Genomic DNA, 17,117 nt, shown 5'->3' with positions numbered 1-17,117 from the left:
GGCTCAGCGCCGGGCGAAGAAGCCGACCAGTTCGACATGGGTCGACCAGCGAAACTGGCCGATCGGCTTCACCCATTCCAACCGATAGCCGCCCTCTACAAGGATCTTGGCGTCCCGGGCGAATGTGGCCGGGTTGCACGATACGGAGGCGACCTTCGCGACGTTTGAGAGAGCAAGCTGAGCGGCTTGTTCCCGAGCGCCGGCTCGCGGCGGATCGATCACCACCGCTTCGAATCGGCTGAGTTCATCGGCTTCGAAGGGGCGACGGAACAGGTCGCGGTGGTCGACCACGATCTGTCGCTGCGCACGATTGGCAGCGCTCTTGAGCGAAAGCACGGCGTCGCGGGCACCTTCGGCCGCCAATATCCGCCCCGGGAGCGACAAGGCGAACGTGCCGAGGCCGGCGAAGAGATCGACGACGATCCGTGCATCTCCGATTGCCTCGCGGACTGCCGCCACCAGCGCTGCTTCTCCTTCCGCTGTCGCCTGGAGGAAAGCACCTTCCGGAAATGGCACCGGGACCCCATCGATAGCGACCGTGACCGGATCCGGCTCCCACCTGGGCTGGGCGCCATAGCCGTCGTCGATCGAAAGGCGGGCAAGCCGATGCCGGGCGGCGAAATCGCTCAGCCAGGTCGTCGCTTCGAGGCTATCGGCGCTCACACCTTCCAGCATTACGTCGACGCCCTGGTCGACAAGGGTCATGCGTACGCCGCCAGCACCGCGCTGCGGCAAGATCTTGCTCAGCAACGTGCGGAGCGGCGTCATCAGCGCGAACAATTCCGGGCGCAATATATGGCATTCTCGCATGTCGACGATGTCATGACTCGCCTCGGCATTGAAACCGAGGAACACGGCCTTCCCTTTGCGTGTCGCGCGCAGCGAGGCGCGCCTTCGGCTGTTGGGCGGGGACAGGTTGGGTGGGAGGATTGTTGGCAGCGGCACGGCCTGCGCAGATAGGGCCGAAACGATGCGATCGATGAGGAAGGCGCCATATGTTCCGTCATCGACGTGCTGGAGCTGGCAACCGCCACATAGCGGGAAATGCCGGCACGGCGGCACTTGCCGATGCGGCCCGGCGATGATCGTGCCGTCGGATGCGATCCGGTCTCCGGGGGCCGTCAACGGGGCGAAACGCCCCTTCGCGGTGACTCCGTCTCCTCGCGCGGCGAGACGGATGACTTCGTCGTCGTCGTTCACAGGCATTCGGCGATGGCGGCGGGGAGTTGGTCGATCAGATCGTCTGCGATCAACGCAGGGCCGGCGAGCTCCGCCGCCCGCCCATGCAGCCAGACGCCCGCACAAGCGGCTCCGAACGGGGAGGTAGTGGTGGAACGGAGCGCGGCGATGATGCCGGTCAGGACGTCACCGGTGCCTGCACTCGCCAACCAGGCCGGTGCCGCGTGGGCGATCGCCGCACGGCCATCCGGACAGGCGACCACCGTGTCGGCCCCCTTATAGACGATAACGCACCCGGTTTCCCGCGCTGCTCGCAGCGCCTGGTCCAGCTTACTGCCTTCATGGTCGGGGAATAGTTTCGCATATTCGCCGGCGTGCGGCGTGAGGATCGATCGATGCGTGGCTTTGCAAAGTCGGCTCAATTTGCCTTCGGCAAGGATCGAGAGGGCATCGGCGTCGAGCACTAGCGGCCGATTGCTCGCCAAAGCGGCGTCTAGGAGGTGCCGCGCCCTTTCTCCACGCCCCAGCCCGGGGCCCACAGCGACCGCGCCGATCCGCGGATCGGCGAGAACCTCGACCGGGTCGCCTGGTGTGCGGACGACCGCATTGGGCAGGAAAGCCCCCGCCGCCTCGCCGATCAGCCGGACATAGCCAGCGCCCGCGTGGAGCGCCGCAGCGGCACTGAGCGCGGCTGCCCCGGGCATGTCACCAGCCAGGATCGCGGCATATCCGCGCCTATATTTGTGTTCGAGTGGGGATGGGGAATCCATCGATGGCCGCCCGATTTCGTGAACGCTGCTTAGCGCCTCGACGCCGATATCGGCGACGACGAGCCGGCCCATCTGCTGCGCGGCGGGCATCAATAAATGAGAAGGCTTGAGACTGCCGAACGTGATTGTGAGGTGGAAAGAAGGCACCGTGGAAAGGATCTGTCCGGTATCGGTGGCGACGCCGCTGGGGAGATCGATGGCAATCCTGACCCTTGCCTCGCTTGCGAGCTTCAGGAACGGGCCCACGATCGTCTCGTCGAGAGGCCGGCGGAGCCCGGTGCCGAACAATGCGTCGATCCACAAAGGGGCATGTTTGGCATTCGAGATAGGGTCGACTGCGCCGGTCCAGGCCGCTTTCGCACTGGCAGCAGCGGCGCTTTGCGGTTCACCCACAGCAGCGACACGGACGTCCATGCCCCATTCCTGCAACTTGCGGGCGATGACATAGCCGTCGCCGCCATTGTTGCCGGGACCGCACAAAATGAGGCAGGGCATCGTCCCGGCATGCAGACGGATGGCCGTCGCGGCCGCGGCGCCGGCCCTTTCCATCAATGTCTCGACGGGCGTTCCTGCCGCGACTGCCTTGGCCTCCGCCGCACGCATTTGATCGGCGGTAAGGATCGGCCGCGGGATCATTTTTTTACGGTGGCAGGAAGCTGGTAGCGGTCGCCGGCGATCGCGACTTCGATCTGATTGTCGCCGCGGACGGATATTATAGCCGGATCGGCGCCGTCGGCGGCAATCACGCCGCGGCCGTCATCGGTTACCAAAAGACGGCGAAAACCACCGCTCGGCGCCCGCAAAGTCAGCGTAAGACCGTCGACGCCCTGGATCCGTTCGACGGTGCAGCGCCGCTCGAAAACGGCGGATCCCTCCACAGCGCACGCGATTCGGTCGGAATCCTCCGCAGCCGAGGCAAAGGCCTCTTCCCGGCCTGAATCGGGATTGCCGCAGGATGCAAGCAGGAGCGCGGTGGCGGTGGGGAAAAGCCAGCTTTTCATGGACCCGCTTCTGGTCGATTGGCTTGCCGCAGGCAAGCGTGCCGCTCAGCCTTGCTCGGAAGGCTTCTTTCGGCGGGACAGTCTTTCGGCGAGATCCTCCGAGGCGAATGCGGATTCGAAAAGCTGGTCCTGGATATCGTCCGCCGCCGCCCCGTCGGCGGCAAGCCGGATGCCGCGCTTCAGCGCTGCAAGGCTAATACTGCTATTGGCAAGAATGCGTGCGGCAAACGCCGCCGCCGTCTCGGCGAGGTTCGAACCTGTCAGTTGCTCGACAAGCCCGATCCTCTCCGCTTCCGCTCCGTCTATGGTCGCGCCTTCGAACAGCAATCGGGCCGCCTGTCCTGGCCCGACCAGTGAAACAAGGGCCCGAACATCCTCCTGCGGATAGGAAAGACCAAGTTTTGCCGGAGGCAGCCCAAAGGTCGCCGTCGTCGCCGCGATCCTGAAGTCGCAGGCCATGGCAAGTGCCACTCCCGCCCCGAAGCAAGCGCCGTCGATCACGGCGATGGTCGGGATCGGAATGCTGCGCAGCCGTGCCAAAGCCTCCCTCATTGCCAGGCGGAATCTTGTCCTCTCCTCGGCATCGTCGCGCAATAATTCGAAATCGGAGAGGTCCGCGCCTGCGCAGAAGGCGTTGTCATCGCCAGCGACGACGAGGATTCTTGCCCCGCTCCGCTCTGCCTTGTCCAGGGCGGTGGACAGCGAGGACCATTGGGAGATGGCGATGGCGTTGCGGGCTTCCGGGCGATTGAGGCGGAGGTGGGCGAGCCCGCTGTCGATGCTGAGATGGAACATGATCTGGCTCTTAGATGCCAATCCGGGCGACCTTTGTCCCGCGAAAAAGGGGCCGGCCGCCAACAGGCGGCCGACCCCACGAGGAATATGGCGCTCGTCCGAGCCAACGGAACGAGGACCATGAGCGAATGTCCGCATGCCAAACATGCTTCGACTCGTCCGCAGGAAATTGAGCAAGGATCATGCCACAACGATAGTCGGCGGCCTCCGATGGTTAATGTACTGAAAACACCGTCCCGTTGCGGGACCGGCGGTTCACCTGAGACGGGTGGCGAGCTGCCACCAGCCGGGCGATTGGACCTGAATAAGGTCACGGGCCCGATCACGTTCCTCCTCCCTTTCGAACAGAGCGAAACAGGTCGCACCGGATCCCGACATGCGGCTCAGGACGGCGCTCGTGCCGTGAAGCATGTCGAGGACCCGGCCGATCAGGGGGACGAGCCCGACTGCCGGGGCTTCGAGATCGTTGCGGCCGTCGAGGGCCGTCACGAGCGGCGCGGCGGCGGGCATCGGACCGCGATCTAAACCGTCCCAGGCTCGGAACACGTCGGAAGTGGCAAGAGCCACGCCCGGGTTGACCAGCAGCAACGGCATTCCCGAGAGGCCTGAGCCGTCCTGCGAGGAAAGGATATCTCCCCTTCCCTCGCCGCGAACCATATGGCTGTGCAGGCAGGCAGGAACGTCCGAACCCAATGCGCGCGCAATCTGCGTCATATCGTCCTGCGAAGCTTCCACCCCCCACAAACGCGGAAGCAACCGAAGCGCTGCGGCCGCATCGGCCGATCCGCCGCCAATGCCTGAGGCCACGGGGAGATTCTTTTCCAGCGTCAGGGCGGCGCCAGAGCCGATGTCATAGGCCCGCCGAACGGCATGGGCAGCGCGAAGGACCAGATTCTCTTCGCCAAGCTGGCCGGCAAAGGGACCGCAAAGCGCGAGCGTCAGGGTATCGGCTGGTTCCGCGTGCAGCCGGTCCCCCTCTTCGGCGAAGGCGAACAGTGTCTCGATGCGGTGATAGCCATCATCCTCACGACTCCGGACATGCAAAGCGAGGTTGATCTTGGCAAAAGCGGGCTCCTCGATCAGGGCGAAACAAGCTCCGGTTTGAGCCCCTTTTCGATCTTTGCGCGGAGCCGTACGGCCGCCTCTTCGTCGGCATAGACCAAAGCTGCGTTCCAGGCGTAGCGCGCGTCGATGCGGCGACCGGCGCTGTAATAAGCGTCGCCGAGATGCTCGTTGATGGTGACGTCGGCCGGCTGTCCCTGGACGGCTTTCTCCAACGTCTTGATCGCGTCGATCAGATTACCACGCAGATAATAAGCCCAGCCGAGCGAATCCGTGATCGCCGCGTCATTGGGCTGAAGCCGGCTTGCCTCGCGGATCAGCCTCTCGGCCTCTTCCATATTTTCGCGGCGCTCGAGCTGCGAATAGCCGAGATAATTCAGTACCTGGGCTTCCTGCGGGCCGAGCTTGTAAGCGGTTTGGAGCGCGGTCTTGGCTTCCGGCCAATGATCTGCCTCGATCAGAGCGCTGCCGCGCATCAGCCACAAGGCCCATTTCGGCGTCGAACCCGGGACGGCGGAATCGGCGCGGGCGATGGCCTCGCCATAAGCCTCGGCCCCATCCTCGGGACGCTCCATCCTGACATGCAGATCGCCGAGGCGCGCCCAATCATCGGCATCGGCGTCTGGTTGCGCCACCGCCGCCTCGGCCTGCGAGAGCGCTTCCTCCTGACGTCCGGCAGCGATGAGCAGTTTCAGCTTGGTATCCGCAGCGGTGCTGGCGAAGGGATCGTCGGCGGTGATGTTGGCGATGGCGGCAAGTCCCGCCTCATGCTGGTCCTGCGCGGCCAGCAACTCGCTCGTCACCAGCCAGGTCTCGCTGTTTTCCGGCGCCAGAAAGGTCGCCACCCGTGCGAAGCTGAGCGCCAGCTGGCCCGCATTTTGCGCGTTGAGATCGACTGCAAGCCGGACGAGGAGCTGGGCAACGCCGGCCTGGGCGGTGTCGATGGCCCCTTTCAGCTTCTTGCCGGCCACAAGCTGCTCACGGGCAATTGCGATCGGGGGTAAATCCCCTTCGAGCAATGTCAATGCGGCTTTGCGGTCGCCCTCGTCGGCGAGAATTGCGGCGCCGGCGATGCGAAGCCGTTGAGAATGTGCCCGGTCGTCGCTTGCCGCCTTGGCGAGCTCCGCCACGCCTTCTTTCTTGCCGCGGGCCAGCAGCAGAAGGGGCCGGTGCTCGGCGGCATAGGCATCAGCAAGAGCGTTGGTGGACGCCTGGTTCAGGAATGCGAGAGGATCGCCCTTGCGCGCGCCGAAGGCGAGCCAACCCCGGAGCAAGGGTGTGAGGAAGGAAAAGACTTCGTCCTCCTCGATGCCGTCGATTTGCAGCCCGGCTTCCTTCCATTGCTTCCTCCGTAGCGCCTCGGCCATGACCAGCATGCGGCCATCGGGGGCGAGCTCACCGGCTTTGTCCAGGATACGGGCGGCCTGGACGGCGAGCGGACGATCGCCCGCGGCGATAGCCTGGCGAAGGGTGCGTGCGGCGAGGATCTTGTTGTTGGGATCCAGAGCAAGCGCCGCTCCGTGAAGTCGCGCGCTTTGGCCAAGGGCACCAGAGGCGTCGGCGGCACGGGCCTGGACATATGCAGCGAGAACCTCGCTGTCTTCGACGGATGCATGCGCCGCCACGGCAGGCACGACCATGGCACCAGCGAAAATGCCTAATGCCCAGATCATTGGTGAAGGTCGCTCACATATTGGGATAATTCGGGCCTCCTCCGCCTTCTGGGACCACCCAGTTGATGTTCTGGGTGGGGTCCTTGATGTCGCACGTCTTGCAGTGGACGCAATTCTGGGCATTGATCTGCAGCCTCGGATCGCCATCCTCCGCCCCCACGATCTCGTAAACGCCCGCCGGGCAGTATCGCTGCTCGGGCGCGTCATAAAGCGCGAGATTGACCGTGATTGGTATATCGGCGTCCTTGAGCGTGAGATGAATGGGCTGATCTTCCTCATGGTTGGTGTTCGAGAGGTAGACCGAGGACAGACGATCGAAGCTGATGACGCCATCCGGTTTAGGATAGTCGATCGGGCGCACCATGTCCTTGCGCCACAAGGTTTCATTGTCGCGATGATGCTGCATCGTGAAGGGCAGTCCGATCTTCAGCGTCCGCATCCACATTTCCACCCCGGCCAATATCGTTCCGAGCGTCCCGCCGAACCGTGCGACCAGAGGCTCGACATTGCGAACCATCTTGAGCTCGTCCGCAATCCAGCTTTCGTGAAGCGCGCTGTCATAGCTATCCAGGGCGTCCCCGGAGCGGTCGGCTGAGATGGCCTCGAAAGCGGCCTCCGCCGCGAGCATTCCCGATTTCATCGCCGTGTGGCTGCCCTTGATGCGCGGCACGTTGACGAAGCCGGCCGAGCAACCGATCAGTGCCCCGCCCGGGAAAGCGAGCTTGGGTATGGCCTGGTAGCCTCCTTCGTTGATGGCGCGCGCGCCATAACTGACCCGCCGGCCGCCCTGCAGGATCGCCTTGATCTCCGGATGCTGCTTCCAGCGCTGGAACTCCTCGAAGGGCGAGAGGTGGGGGTTGCTGTAATTGAGCGCGACGACGAAGCCCAAGGCGACCTGCCCTGCATCCTGGTGGTATAGGAAACCTCCGCCCCAGGCATTGTCGTCCAGAGGCCAGCCTTGGGTATGGATGACCCGGCCCGGAACATGTCTTTCCGGGTCGATGTCCCACAATTCCTTCAGGCCGATGCCATAGACCTGAGGTTCGCTGTCGCGCTCCAGCGCGAAGATCCGCTTCAATTCCTTGGTCAGATGTCCCCTCGCCCCTTCGGCGAAGAAAGTGTAGCGGCCGTGCAGCTCCATGCCGGGCTGATAGTCCGGCTTATGGGAGCCGTCGCGGGCGACGCCCAGGTCGCCGGTGGCAACGCCTTTCACCGAACCATCCTCGTTGAACAGCACTTCCGCGGCCGCGAAGCCGGGAAAAATCTCGACTCCGAGCGCTTCGGCCTGACCCGCCAACCAGCGGCAGAGATTGCCGAGGCTCACCGTGTAGGTGCCCTTGTTGCTCATGAAGGACGGCATCATCAGATGCGGCATCGAATATTTCTTGCGGGCAGTGAGAACCCAGTGGTGATTTTCCCGCACAGGCACGGTGAGCGGGCTGTCCATATTCTTCCAGTCCGGGAGCAGCTCGTCGAGAGCACGCGGATCCACCACTGCGCCGGACAGGATATGAGCCCCGACTTCGCTTCCCTTCTCGAGAATGCAGACGGAAAGGTCGCGGCCTGCCTCCGCTGCAAGCTGCTTGAAACGGATGCTCGCCGCTAGGCCCGCCGGGCCCGCACCGACGATCACCACGTCATAAGCCATCGACTCCCTGTTCATTGATTTCACGCTCCATTCGGCGCTGCTTCGGACCCTTGAACTCCTATTGTCGCAAGCAGCAAACGCTTGGCAGATAAGCGGCAAGTTCGCGGTTGACCAGCCCGGGCTCGGGTGACTCAAGGGTATGAGTGGAGCGGGGAAGTGATACCTTGTCCCCTGCAGCGGCGCTAAGCGCCCTGCAATGGTGGGCCGAAGCAGGCGTCGATACTTTCGTCGATGAGACGCCGCGCGACTGGCTGCGCCCAAAAGCCGAACGTCCCGACCCAGCGCGCAAAGTCTCGAAAGCTGTGGCCGAGGAACCCGTTTCCGAGCCCGACGATCAGCTACCGGGTCAGCTCGATCTCTTTCATGCCTATCTGGCCAGCAGCGAACGGTTGAGCTTTGCCGCGCCCTCGGCGCCACGCATATGCCCGTCCGGTGATCCCGGATCCGGCCTCATGATCCTGACGGACATGCCAAGCAGCGAGGATTGCGCGGATGGAATATTGATCTCGGGGGAGGCCGGACGGCTGTTCGACCGCATGCTCGCGGCGATCGGTCGGACGCGTGAAACCATCTATCTTGCCGCATTGTCCTGCCTCCGTTCACCCGACGGGCGACTGACTTCGGCCTCCGCCCAGCAGTGCGCGGCGCTTGCCCGCCACCATCTCGGCTTGGTCGCGCCCAAGGCCGTCTTGCTCTTGGGCGATGCCTGCTCGCGGGCGCTGCTTGGGCTGGGCATGGCGGAGGCGCGCGGGCGCTGGCACGACATTCCCACTCATGCCGGCCCGGTTAAGACTTTGGTAACCATTGCGCCCAACTATTTGCTGAGCCAGCCCGCAGCGAAAGCCTATGCCTGGGCCGATCTGCAGTTGCTGATCCACGAGGTGACACGATGATCAGGTTCCGCACCCTTCTCCTCGCAGCCGCGCTCGCGCTGCCGTCGGCGCCCTTGCTGGCGGACGCAGGTGCGCCGCGTGACGGCCGGCCGTCGGAATTGAGCGCTTCCGAACGGAATTCCTATCGCGAAATCTTCGCGGCGATCCGGACCAGGGACTGGCCCGGCGCAGCCGCCAAGCTGGATGCGATGCGGGATGGACCGCTGCATGCGGTGGCCCGCGCCCAGCTTTACCTCGCGGCCGGTTCTCCGCGCGTGGAGTTGGATCCGCTGATGGCGCTGCTCGCCAAGGGGCCGGACCTGCCCGAAGCGGCGCAGCTCGCGCGCCTCGCTGCGACACGCGGTGCAGTCTCGCTTCCCGACCTTCCGACCGAACAGAAATTGGTCTGGCAAGGCGGCCAACCGCGTCGCGGACGTGCGGAGACGATCAAGGGCGATCGGCTCGCGGCAGAGGTCGAAGCCTTGGTGCAGCCGCTCATCGTCGACGATCGTCCTTCCGAGGCTGAAGCATTGTTCCTCGCCCGCGAAGTCGATCTTTCGAGCGAGGCGCGGACGCAGTTCCAGCAACGGATCGGCTGGTCTTATTATCTGATCGGCGACGATGTTTCGGCCCGGCGGTTGTCGGAACAGGCCAGAAGCGGAACCGGCGAATGGGCCGTGCACGGCGCATGGGTGGCAGGGCTCGCGTCCTGGCGGATGAGCGACTGCGAGGCCGCGTCGAATGCCTTTGCTACCGTCGCGTCGCGCGCCAGCGACGTCGAACTCGCGGCAGGTGCCAATTATTGGGCGGCACGCGCCGATATGATGTGCGGCCGGCCCGAACGGGTTCAGGCCAGGCTCCGGGCTGCGGCGCGCGCCAAGGAGACCTTTTACGGCCTGCTCGCAGCCAGCGCGCTCGGAATAAGAGCGCCGAACTTTACCGGTCTTCACGATTATCGGGACGCGGAATGGCGTTCGATCGCCAGCAAGCCCAATGTGAAGGCAGCGATCGCATTGGTGGAGATCGGAGAATCCGGGCTTGCCTCAGACTATATCAAGCATCAGGCACGGATCGGCGGCGCCGGCGATCATGACAAGCTGCTTCACCTCGCCTGTGATCTCAACCTCGCGTCTACCCAATTCTGGCTGGCTCACCATGCGCCGCGAGGGGCTGACGTGAATTTCGCCGCCCGTTATCCTCGCCCGGATTGGCGTCCGTTGCGAGGCTGGCGGGTGGATAACAGCCTGGTCTTCGCCCATGCCCTGCAGGAATCGAACTTTCGCACCGACGTGATCAGCCCCGCCGGCGCGCAGGGCCTGATGCAGGTTCTGCCGGGCACGGCTGGCGACATTGCTCGCAGTCGTGGTGAGCCGTTCGAACGGCGGCAGCTCAACGATCCGGCCGTCAATATGGAATTCGGTCAATCCTATCTCGAATATCTGCGCGACAATGGCGGCACGGGCGGCCTCCTGCCCAAGGTCATCGCCGCTTATAATGCAGGCCCAGCGCCGATCGCCGAATGGAACAGCAGGCGGATGGATCGGGGTGACCCACTGCTCTACATCGAGTCGATCCCTTATTGGGAAACGCGAGGCTATGTGCCGATCGTGCTGCGCAACTATTGGATCTATGAGGAGGAAGCCGGAAAGGGCTCTTCCAGCCGGATTGCCCTGGCGCAGGGTATGTGGCCCCGATTCCCGGGCCTACCTGGCGCGAGCGCGGTCCGCTTCCAACCCGATCGTTCGTTCGCCCTGGGCGTGGACTGACTACGGGGTTTTTCCAGAAGTTCTTGATTTGTTCTAAACGAGGGTTCACGCATACGGGGTGAGCCGCCCCGATTCCCGACCCGGCCGCGGCGCGCCGGACAACCGGACGCCGAACCGATTCAATCTCGCCGGACGTGAAGCCGACGGTGACTGGCTCGATGCGCGCGACGCGCATGATGGAGCCACGCATCTTCGTACGACGGTAGCCGTGGAGCGACCGCGGACGATCATTGCCAGGAATAGTTCTCCGGACATCGGCTTCGATCGGTCGATCAATCCCTATCGCGGCTGCGAGCATGGCTGTATCTATTGTTTCGCCCGCCCCACCCATGCCTTTCACGATCTGTCTCCGGGCCTCGACTTCGAATCGAAATTGTTCGCAAAGCCCGAAGCCGCTGCCCTTCTCAGGACGGAGCTCGGCAAAAGAAGCTATCGCGTCGCTCCTATAGCGATCGGGACCAATACGGATCCGTATCAGCCGATCGAAGGCAAATGGCGGATCATGCGGTCGATTGTCGAAGTCCTTGCGGAAACCCGCCATCCGTTGATGATCACCACGAAATCGGATCGGGTCGTGCGCGATATCGATCTGCTCGGTCCGATGGCGGAACAGGAACTGGTGGGCGTTGCCCTGTCGGTGACCTCGCTGACATCTCGAATTTCGCGGACGCTGGAGCCGAGGGCGCCGTCGCCGCGCAAGCGCCTTGCGGCGGTGGAAGCCCTGGTCGCTGCAGGCATACCAACCAGCGTCGCCATAGCCCCAGTCGTTCCGGGGATTACCGATTACGAACTTGAGCACATAGTCGAAGCTGCTGCGGAAGCCGGCGCGAGGAATGTCTTCTATCTCCCTGTCAGGCTTCCTTACGAAGTCGCGCCGCTCTTCCGCGCCTGGCTCGACGAGCATTTCCCCGATCGTGCGGACAAGGTGATGAACATCATTCGTTCCTTGCGCGGGGGCCGGGACAATGATCCCAATTTCTTTACGCGGATGCAGGGATTCGGACCTTGGGCGGACCTGCTTGCGACGCGGTTCCAGATTGCGGTGAAGAAGCATGGACTGAACATGGGACGAAACAGGCTCAGGACGGATCTGTTCAGGCCGCCGAGTGGACCGCAGATGCAGCTATTATAGACCTGATCGTCCGAGGTGGAGGCGCCTCTCGCTTCCCCCTATGACGAGGATCAGACCCGCTTAAAATATCTAGGAATCAAATCGATAATCCCGATATTGCTGGCGAAGCGCGGTCTTGAGGAGTTTGCCGGTTGCCGTGTGCGGCAGGCTGTCCACGAAAATTATCTCGTCCGGAAGCCACCATTTGGCGACGTGAGCTTCAAGATGGCGGCGAATTTCGTCGGCGGTCACTTCGCTGCCTCCTGCCTTTACGACCAGCAGCAGCGGCCTTTCGTCCCATTTCGGGTGATGAATGCCGATGGCGGCCGCCTCCGCCACGCCCTCGCAACCGACGGCCGCATTTTCGAGATCGATAGAACTAATCCATTCGCCGCCTGATTTGATCACATCCTTCGATCGGTCGGTGATCTGAAGCGTGCCGTCGGGATGAAGGATGGCGACGTCGCCCGTGTCGAACCATCCTTCCTCGTCCGTCGCCTTCTCATCTTCCTTGAAGTAGCGCTCGACGATCCACGGTCCCCGCGTCTGCAGCCGGCCGGACGCCTTGCCGTCGCGCGGTAGCAATTGGCCGTCATCATCGACGATGCGAAGTTCGACATCGAACGGAATCCGTCCCTGCCTGCAGATCAGGTCGAGCTGCTGTTCGTAATCGAGCTCGTCCCAGTCATGCGGCAAGGCACCGGTCGTGCCGATCGGCGACATTTCCGTCATGCCCCAAGCATGGCAGACGCGGATGCCGCGCTTCATGAAATAGTCGATCATCGCGCGCGGCGCCGCAGCGCCGCCGATGACGAGAAGCTGGAGTTTGCCGAAATCTCCCTTAATTTCGTCGACATGGCGCATCAATCCGAGCCAGACGGTGGGCACTGCCGCGGTATGGGTCACGCCCTCCTGGAGGAGCAGCTTGTGGATGACTTCTGGCGTGTAATCGGCGGTGAAAACGACCTTGCATCCGGCGATCGGTGCCGCGAACGGAAGCCCCCAGGCGGCTGCGTGGAACATCGGCACGATAGGGAGGACGATCGCTCGTCGCGAAAGGCCGAATACGTCCGTTTGGAGGCCGGCGAGCGCGTGCAGGATGGACGATCGATGCTCGTAGAGCACACCTTTGGGATTGCCGGTGGTGCCGCTGGTATAACATAGCATGCAGGGCTCGCGTTCGTCGCCATCGACCCAGTTATAGACATCCTCCTCGTCCGCGATCAGGGTTTCGAAACCCTCTCCCTCGGCGGGATCGAAGCAGATGAAATGTTCGATAGTTGGAAGCTTTGGTCTGAGCTTCTCCACGAGCGAGCGGAAAGAGGAATCGTAGAAGAGGACCCGGTCTTCGGCATGGTTCATGATATAAACGAGCTGCTCCTCGAACAGCCGTGGATTGACGGTGTGAACGATGCCGCCCATCCCGATGGTGCCGTACCAGCAAACCAGATGGCGGCTGTGGTTCATTGCCAAGGTGGCGACGCGGTCGCCCTTCTTCATCCCCAGCCGTTCGAGCGCCCGGGCCAGCTTGCGCGAATCACGCGCGATGCCCCCCCAGTCGGTTCGCGTCGTGGAACCATCCGCCCAGAATGAAACTATCTCGCGTTCGCCATGCTCGCGCTCGGCATAGTCGAGCAGCCGTGTCACCCTGAGCGGCCAATATTGCATCGCGCCAAGCATAAGCGTCCCCACCATTATTCGCCGAATTGACTATGGGGGCTAGGAGACAAGCGCAAGCCGGGGCGGGTCGGCGACCGAGAGGCTGACGGCGTTCACTCCGTTCAGATGCTCGATGCGGGCCGCCATTTCGGCGTCGAGCTGGAAATCGCGGCCGAGGATCAGATCGACAAACCCATTGGGCAATCTCGCCTTGAGGCGGAGCTGGCCATTGCCGCCGCGGTCACCGGCAACGGCTTCGGCGAGATGACGGATCGCCTGTTCATCCGCCACTTCCACCTCAAGTTGGAGCCGGGATCGGCGGGAGAGGCTGTCGAATGTCTGCAGGCTGCGAATGGTCACGCGCGGCGCTTCTTCGCCGGGGCGCCGGTCCAGTTCCACATTGAAGAGGGCGCAGGCGCCGGCTTTTGCCGCATCCTCGATTTGAGCGGCCACCGTATCGTCGAAGATGGTGGCCACGAACTGTCCGGAAGCGTCAGACATCGTGGCAAGCAGGTAGCGACGGCCGCGGGCAGAGGTTCGCCAGCGCACCTCCTCGACGAGGGCCGCCATTACCGAGGCGGAGCGCCCGCCTTCGGCGGGCGCCGGCAAGGCCCCGAGCGCGGCAAAGCTGCGCGCGCCATGAGCGTCGGCGAGATGGCGGTAACGGTCGACGGGGTGCGCCGAGAAATAGAAGCCGAACGCCTCCTTTTCCCCTGCCATGGCCTGGGCAAGCGACCAATTGCCGTCGGCCTGCAGCCGTATGGGAACGACATTGGAGGCCCCCTCGCCGAACAGCCCATGCTGGCCGCTTACCCGCGAGGCCGCAGCGCTCGACGCTACAGCGAGAATTGTCTCCGCCGCGCCATGGACGGCAGCCCGATTCGGTGAAATATCGTCGAAGGCGCCGCCGGCCGCGAGGCTTTCGATCTGGCGACGGTTCAGCAACTGCGGATCGACCCGTGACGCGAAATCGTCGAGAGTCGTGAACGGCCCATTTGCCTGCCTCTCCTCGACCAACCTCTCCATCGCTTTCTCGCCGACGCCCTTGAGCGCCCCGAGCGCGTAGCGTGCGGCAAGGCCGTCCTCCAGCGGTTCGACCGAGAATTCCGCCTCGCTCGCATTGATCGACGGCGGCAGGCAGGTGATGCCGAGCCGCCGCATGTCATCGACGAAGATGCCGAGCTTGTCGGTTTGCGCCATGTCGAAGCACATCGAGGCGGCATAGAATTCGACTGGGTGATGCGCCTTCAGCCAAGCCGTCTGATAGGCGACCAGAGCGTAGGCAGCGGCGTGGCTCTTGTTGAACCCATAGCCGGCGAATTTGTCGATCAAGTCGAACAACTCGTTTGCCTTGGGCCGATCGATGGCATTGACGGCGCAACCCGTGACGAAGCGTTCGCGTTGCGCGTCCATCTCCGATTTGATTTTCTTGCCCATCGCGCGGCGGAGCAGATCGGCCTCGCCGAGGCTGTAGCCCGCCAGGACTCTGGCTGCCTCCATGACCTGCTCCTGATAGACGAAGATGCCGTAAGTCTCCTTCAGCACATCCTCGAGCATCGGATGGGGATAGACGATCGGCTCCCGGCCATTCTTGCGGGCCCCGAACGTCGGAATATTGTCCATCGGGCCGGGTCGGTACAGCGACACGAGTGCGATAATGTCTTCGAAGCTGGTCGGCTTCACCGCCGCGAGCGTGCGCCGCATGCCTTCCGATTCGAGCTGGAACACACCGACCGTTTCGCCGCGCTGGAGCAGCTTATAGACCCGTTCGTCATCCCAGGCGAGCCGATCGAGATCGACGTGCACCTCACGCTTGGCGAGCATCTGGATCGCCTTTTGCAGCACCGAGAGCGTCTTGAGGCCCAGAAAGTCGAATTTCACCAATCCGGCTGCTTCGACATATTTCATGTCGAATTGCGTGACCGGCATGTCCGATCGCGGGTCGCGGTAGAGCGGCACCAACTTGTCGAGCCGCCGGTCGCCGATCACCACGCCGGCGGCGTGGGTGGAGGCGTGGCGGGGCAGACCTTCCAGCTTCATGGCAAGATCGAACAGCCGGCGGACGTCGGCATCATTCTTATATTCGGCTGCAAGCTCGCTGACGCCGTTCAGCGCCCGTTCGAGCGTCCACGGGTCGGTCGGATGATTGGGGATTGCCTTGGCGAGCCGATCGACCTGGCCATAAGGCATTTGCAGCACCCGTCCGGTATCCTTCAGGACGGCCCGCGCCTTCAGCTTTCCGAACGTGATGATCTGCGCGACCTTGTCCGAGCCATAGCGGTTCTGGACGTAGCGTATGACCTCGCCGCGCCGGGTTTCGCAAAAGTCGATGTCGAAGTCGGGCATCGACACGCGTTCGGGATTGAGGAAACGTTCGAACAGCAAACCGAGCTTGATGGGATCGAGGTCGGTGATGGTGAGCGCCCAGGCAACCACCGACCCTGCGCCGGAACCGCGGCCCGGTCCCACCGGGATTCCGTTCTCCTTTGCCCATTTGATGAAATCCGCGACGATCAGAAAATAAGCGGGAAAACCCATGCTGATGATGATCTCGATCTCATATTCCAGCCGAGCGACATAGATTTCGCGTTCGTGATCAGCGACGATTCCCGTGATTCTCGCCGCAAGGCCGGCGCGGGCGTCCGCGCGCAGCTGCTCGGCCTCCGCCTCGAAATCGCCGGCAATGCTGGGCAGGATCGGCTTGCGCTTGGGCGCGCCGAATGCACAGCGGCGAGCAACGACGGACGTGTTGTCGATCGCCTCGGGAATGTCATGGAAGATTTGACGCATGTCCGCTGCCGGCTTCATCCAAGCTTCGGGCGAGGATCGGGTGCGATCGTCGCGATCGATCTGGCTGGATTGGGCGATGCAGAGCAACGCATCGTGGGCCGGATGGAAATGCGCTTCGGCGAAGCTCGCCGGATTCGTGGCGACTAAGGGCAGGTCTCGCGCATAAGCAAGATCGATAAGCGCACTTTCGGCCTGCTGCTCGATCGTATCGCCACGTCGGCTGAGCTCGACATAGAGGCGGCCCGGGAACAGGTGCTGGAGCCGCCCCAGCACGTCCTTCGCTGCGTCATCTTGACCTTCGGCGAGCAAGCGGGCGACAGCCCCCTCCCCGGCCCCGGTGAGTGCGACCAGGCCGTCCGTACGTCCCTCGAGGGTGTCGAAGCCAACATGGGCAAGCTCTTCGACTGGGCGATCGAGATGGGCCGCGGAAACCAAAGCGCACAGATTGGCATAGCCGATGTCGTTCTGGGCGTAGAGCGCGAGCCAATCGAGCCGCGTCTTGGCATCGCCCGAAGCGGGACAAGGCCGCGCGACCGCCAGCAAAGTGCCGACGATCGGTTGAACGCCTTCGCCCTTGCAGGCATCGGTGAAGGGCATGGCCGCGTAAAGGCCGTTGCGGTCGGTAAGGGCGACTGCGGGGAAATCGAGTTTCCTGGCTTGTTTGGCGATGGCCTTGGGCTCCATCGCGCCCTCCAGCATCGTGTAGCAGGAGAAAAGACGCAGCGGGACATAAGGGGCAGTCATGGAGCCACTATGGGCAGTGGCAGGCCCAAAGGAAACATGCTGCTTAT

Annotated in this window: 12 protein-coding genes; 3 read left to right on the top strand and 9 right to left on the bottom strand. The window is 63.3% G+C overall.

Going from position 1 to position 17,117, the window contains the following annotated elements; translation table 11 throughout:
- Positions 1–3: 3 nt before the first annotated feature.
- The 7 genes from RQX22_RS01020 to RQX22_RS00990 all read right to left on the bottom strand — a co-directional run bounded on the left by RQX22_RS01020 (position 4) and on the right by RQX22_RS00990 (position 8,143).
- Positions 4–1,206, bottom strand: coding sequence for a class I SAM-dependent RNA methyltransferase (locus RQX22_RS01020; protein ID WP_315722836.1), 1,203 nt, complete (start codon positions 1,204–1,206; stop codon positions 4–6).
- On the bottom strand, positions 1,197–2,585 hold the full coding sequence (locus RQX22_RS01015) for an NAD(P)H-hydrate dehydratase (RefSeq protein ID WP_315722835.1): 1,389 nt from the start codon (positions 2,583–2,585) through the stop codon (positions 1,197–1,199). The genes RQX22_RS01020 and RQX22_RS01015 overlap by 10 nt, the downstream gene beginning before the upstream one ends.
- Positions 2,582–2,950: a hypothetical protein gene (locus RQX22_RS01010; protein ID WP_315722833.1), complete on the bottom strand. Its 369-nt coding sequence runs from the start codon at positions 2,948–2,950 to the stop codon at positions 2,582–2,584. The genes RQX22_RS01015 and RQX22_RS01010 overlap by 4 nt, the downstream gene beginning before the upstream one ends.
- Positions 2,951–2,995: 45 nt before the next feature.
- Positions 2,996–3,745 carry an enoyl-CoA hydratase/isomerase family protein gene (locus RQX22_RS01005; RefSeq protein WP_315722831.1) on the bottom strand — a complete coding sequence of 250 codons (750 nt, stop codon included), beginning with the start codon at positions 3,743–3,745 and terminating at the stop codon, positions 2,996–2,998.
- Positions 3,746–4,000: 255 nt separating this feature from the next.
- The gene (locus RQX22_RS01000; protein ID WP_315723502.1) at positions 4,001–4,825 is read right to left on the bottom strand and encodes a 4-(cytidine 5'-diphospho)-2-C-methyl-D-erythritol kinase; all 825 of its coding nucleotides are present in this window, start codon (positions 4,823–4,825) and stop codon (positions 4,001–4,003) included.
- Positions 4,825–6,480 (bottom strand): tetratricopeptide repeat protein, encoded by a 1,656-nt coding sequence (locus tag RQX22_RS00995; protein WP_315722829.1) that lies wholly within the window; start codon positions 6,478–6,480, stop codon positions 4,825–4,827. The genes RQX22_RS01000 and RQX22_RS00995 overlap by 1 nt, the downstream gene beginning before the upstream one ends.
- Before the next feature lie 13 nt (positions 6,481–6,493).
- Complete coding sequence (locus RQX22_RS00990) at positions 6,494–8,143, bottom strand: electron transfer flavoprotein-ubiquinone oxidoreductase (RefSeq protein WP_315722827.1); 1,650 nt, start codon at positions 8,141–8,143, stop codon at positions 6,494–6,496.
- 128 nt (positions 8,144–8,271) lie between these two features.
- Between RQX22_RS00990 and RQX22_RS00985 the strand changes: the two genes are divergently transcribed.
- The 3 genes from RQX22_RS00985 to RQX22_RS00975 are packed head-to-tail and all read left to right on the top strand — an operon-like array spanning position 8,272 to position 11,898.
- On the top strand, positions 8,272–9,021 hold the full coding sequence (locus RQX22_RS00985; protein ID WP_315722825.1) for a uracil-DNA glycosylase: 750 nt from the start codon (positions 8,272–8,274) through the stop codon (positions 9,019–9,021).
- Positions 9,018–10,766 (top strand): lytic transglycosylase domain-containing protein, encoded by a 1,749-nt coding sequence (locus RQX22_RS00980; protein ID WP_315722824.1) that lies wholly within the window; start codon positions 9,018–9,020, stop codon positions 10,764–10,766. The genes RQX22_RS00985 and RQX22_RS00980 overlap by 4 nt, the downstream gene beginning before the upstream one ends.
- Before the next feature lie 58 nt (positions 10,767–10,824).
- Positions 10,825–11,898, top strand: coding sequence for a PA0069 family radical SAM protein (locus tag RQX22_RS00975; RefSeq protein WP_315722822.1), 1,074 nt, complete (start codon positions 10,825–10,827; stop codon positions 11,896–11,898).
- A 69-nt stretch (positions 11,899–11,967) separates the two neighbouring features.
- Here the strand turns inward: RQX22_RS00975 and RQX22_RS00970 are convergent, their stop codons facing one another.
- Both RQX22_RS00970 and dnaE read right to left on the bottom strand, forming a co-directional pair.
- On the bottom strand, positions 11,968–13,572 hold the full coding sequence (locus RQX22_RS00970; RefSeq protein ID WP_315722820.1) for a long-chain fatty acid--CoA ligase: 1,605 nt from the start codon (positions 13,570–13,572) through the stop codon (positions 11,968–11,970).
- A gap of 24 nt (positions 13,573–13,596) precedes the next feature.
- Entirely contained in the window at positions 13,597–17,070 is a 3,474-nt protein-coding gene (gene dnaE, locus RQX22_RS00965; protein ID WP_315722818.1) for a DNA polymerase III subunit alpha, read from the bottom strand.
- Positions 17,071–17,117: the final 47 nt, after the last annotated feature.

Source organism: Sphingosinicella rhizophila (genome assembly GCF_032378825.1).
In the GTDB taxonomy this organism is placed as follows: Bacteria; Pseudomonadota; Alphaproteobacteria; order Sphingomonadales; family Sphingomonadaceae; genus Allosphingosinicella; species Allosphingosinicella rhizophila.
Note: the sequence above shows the minus strand (reverse complement) of the source record. Positions and strands in the feature narration are given on the sequence as shown.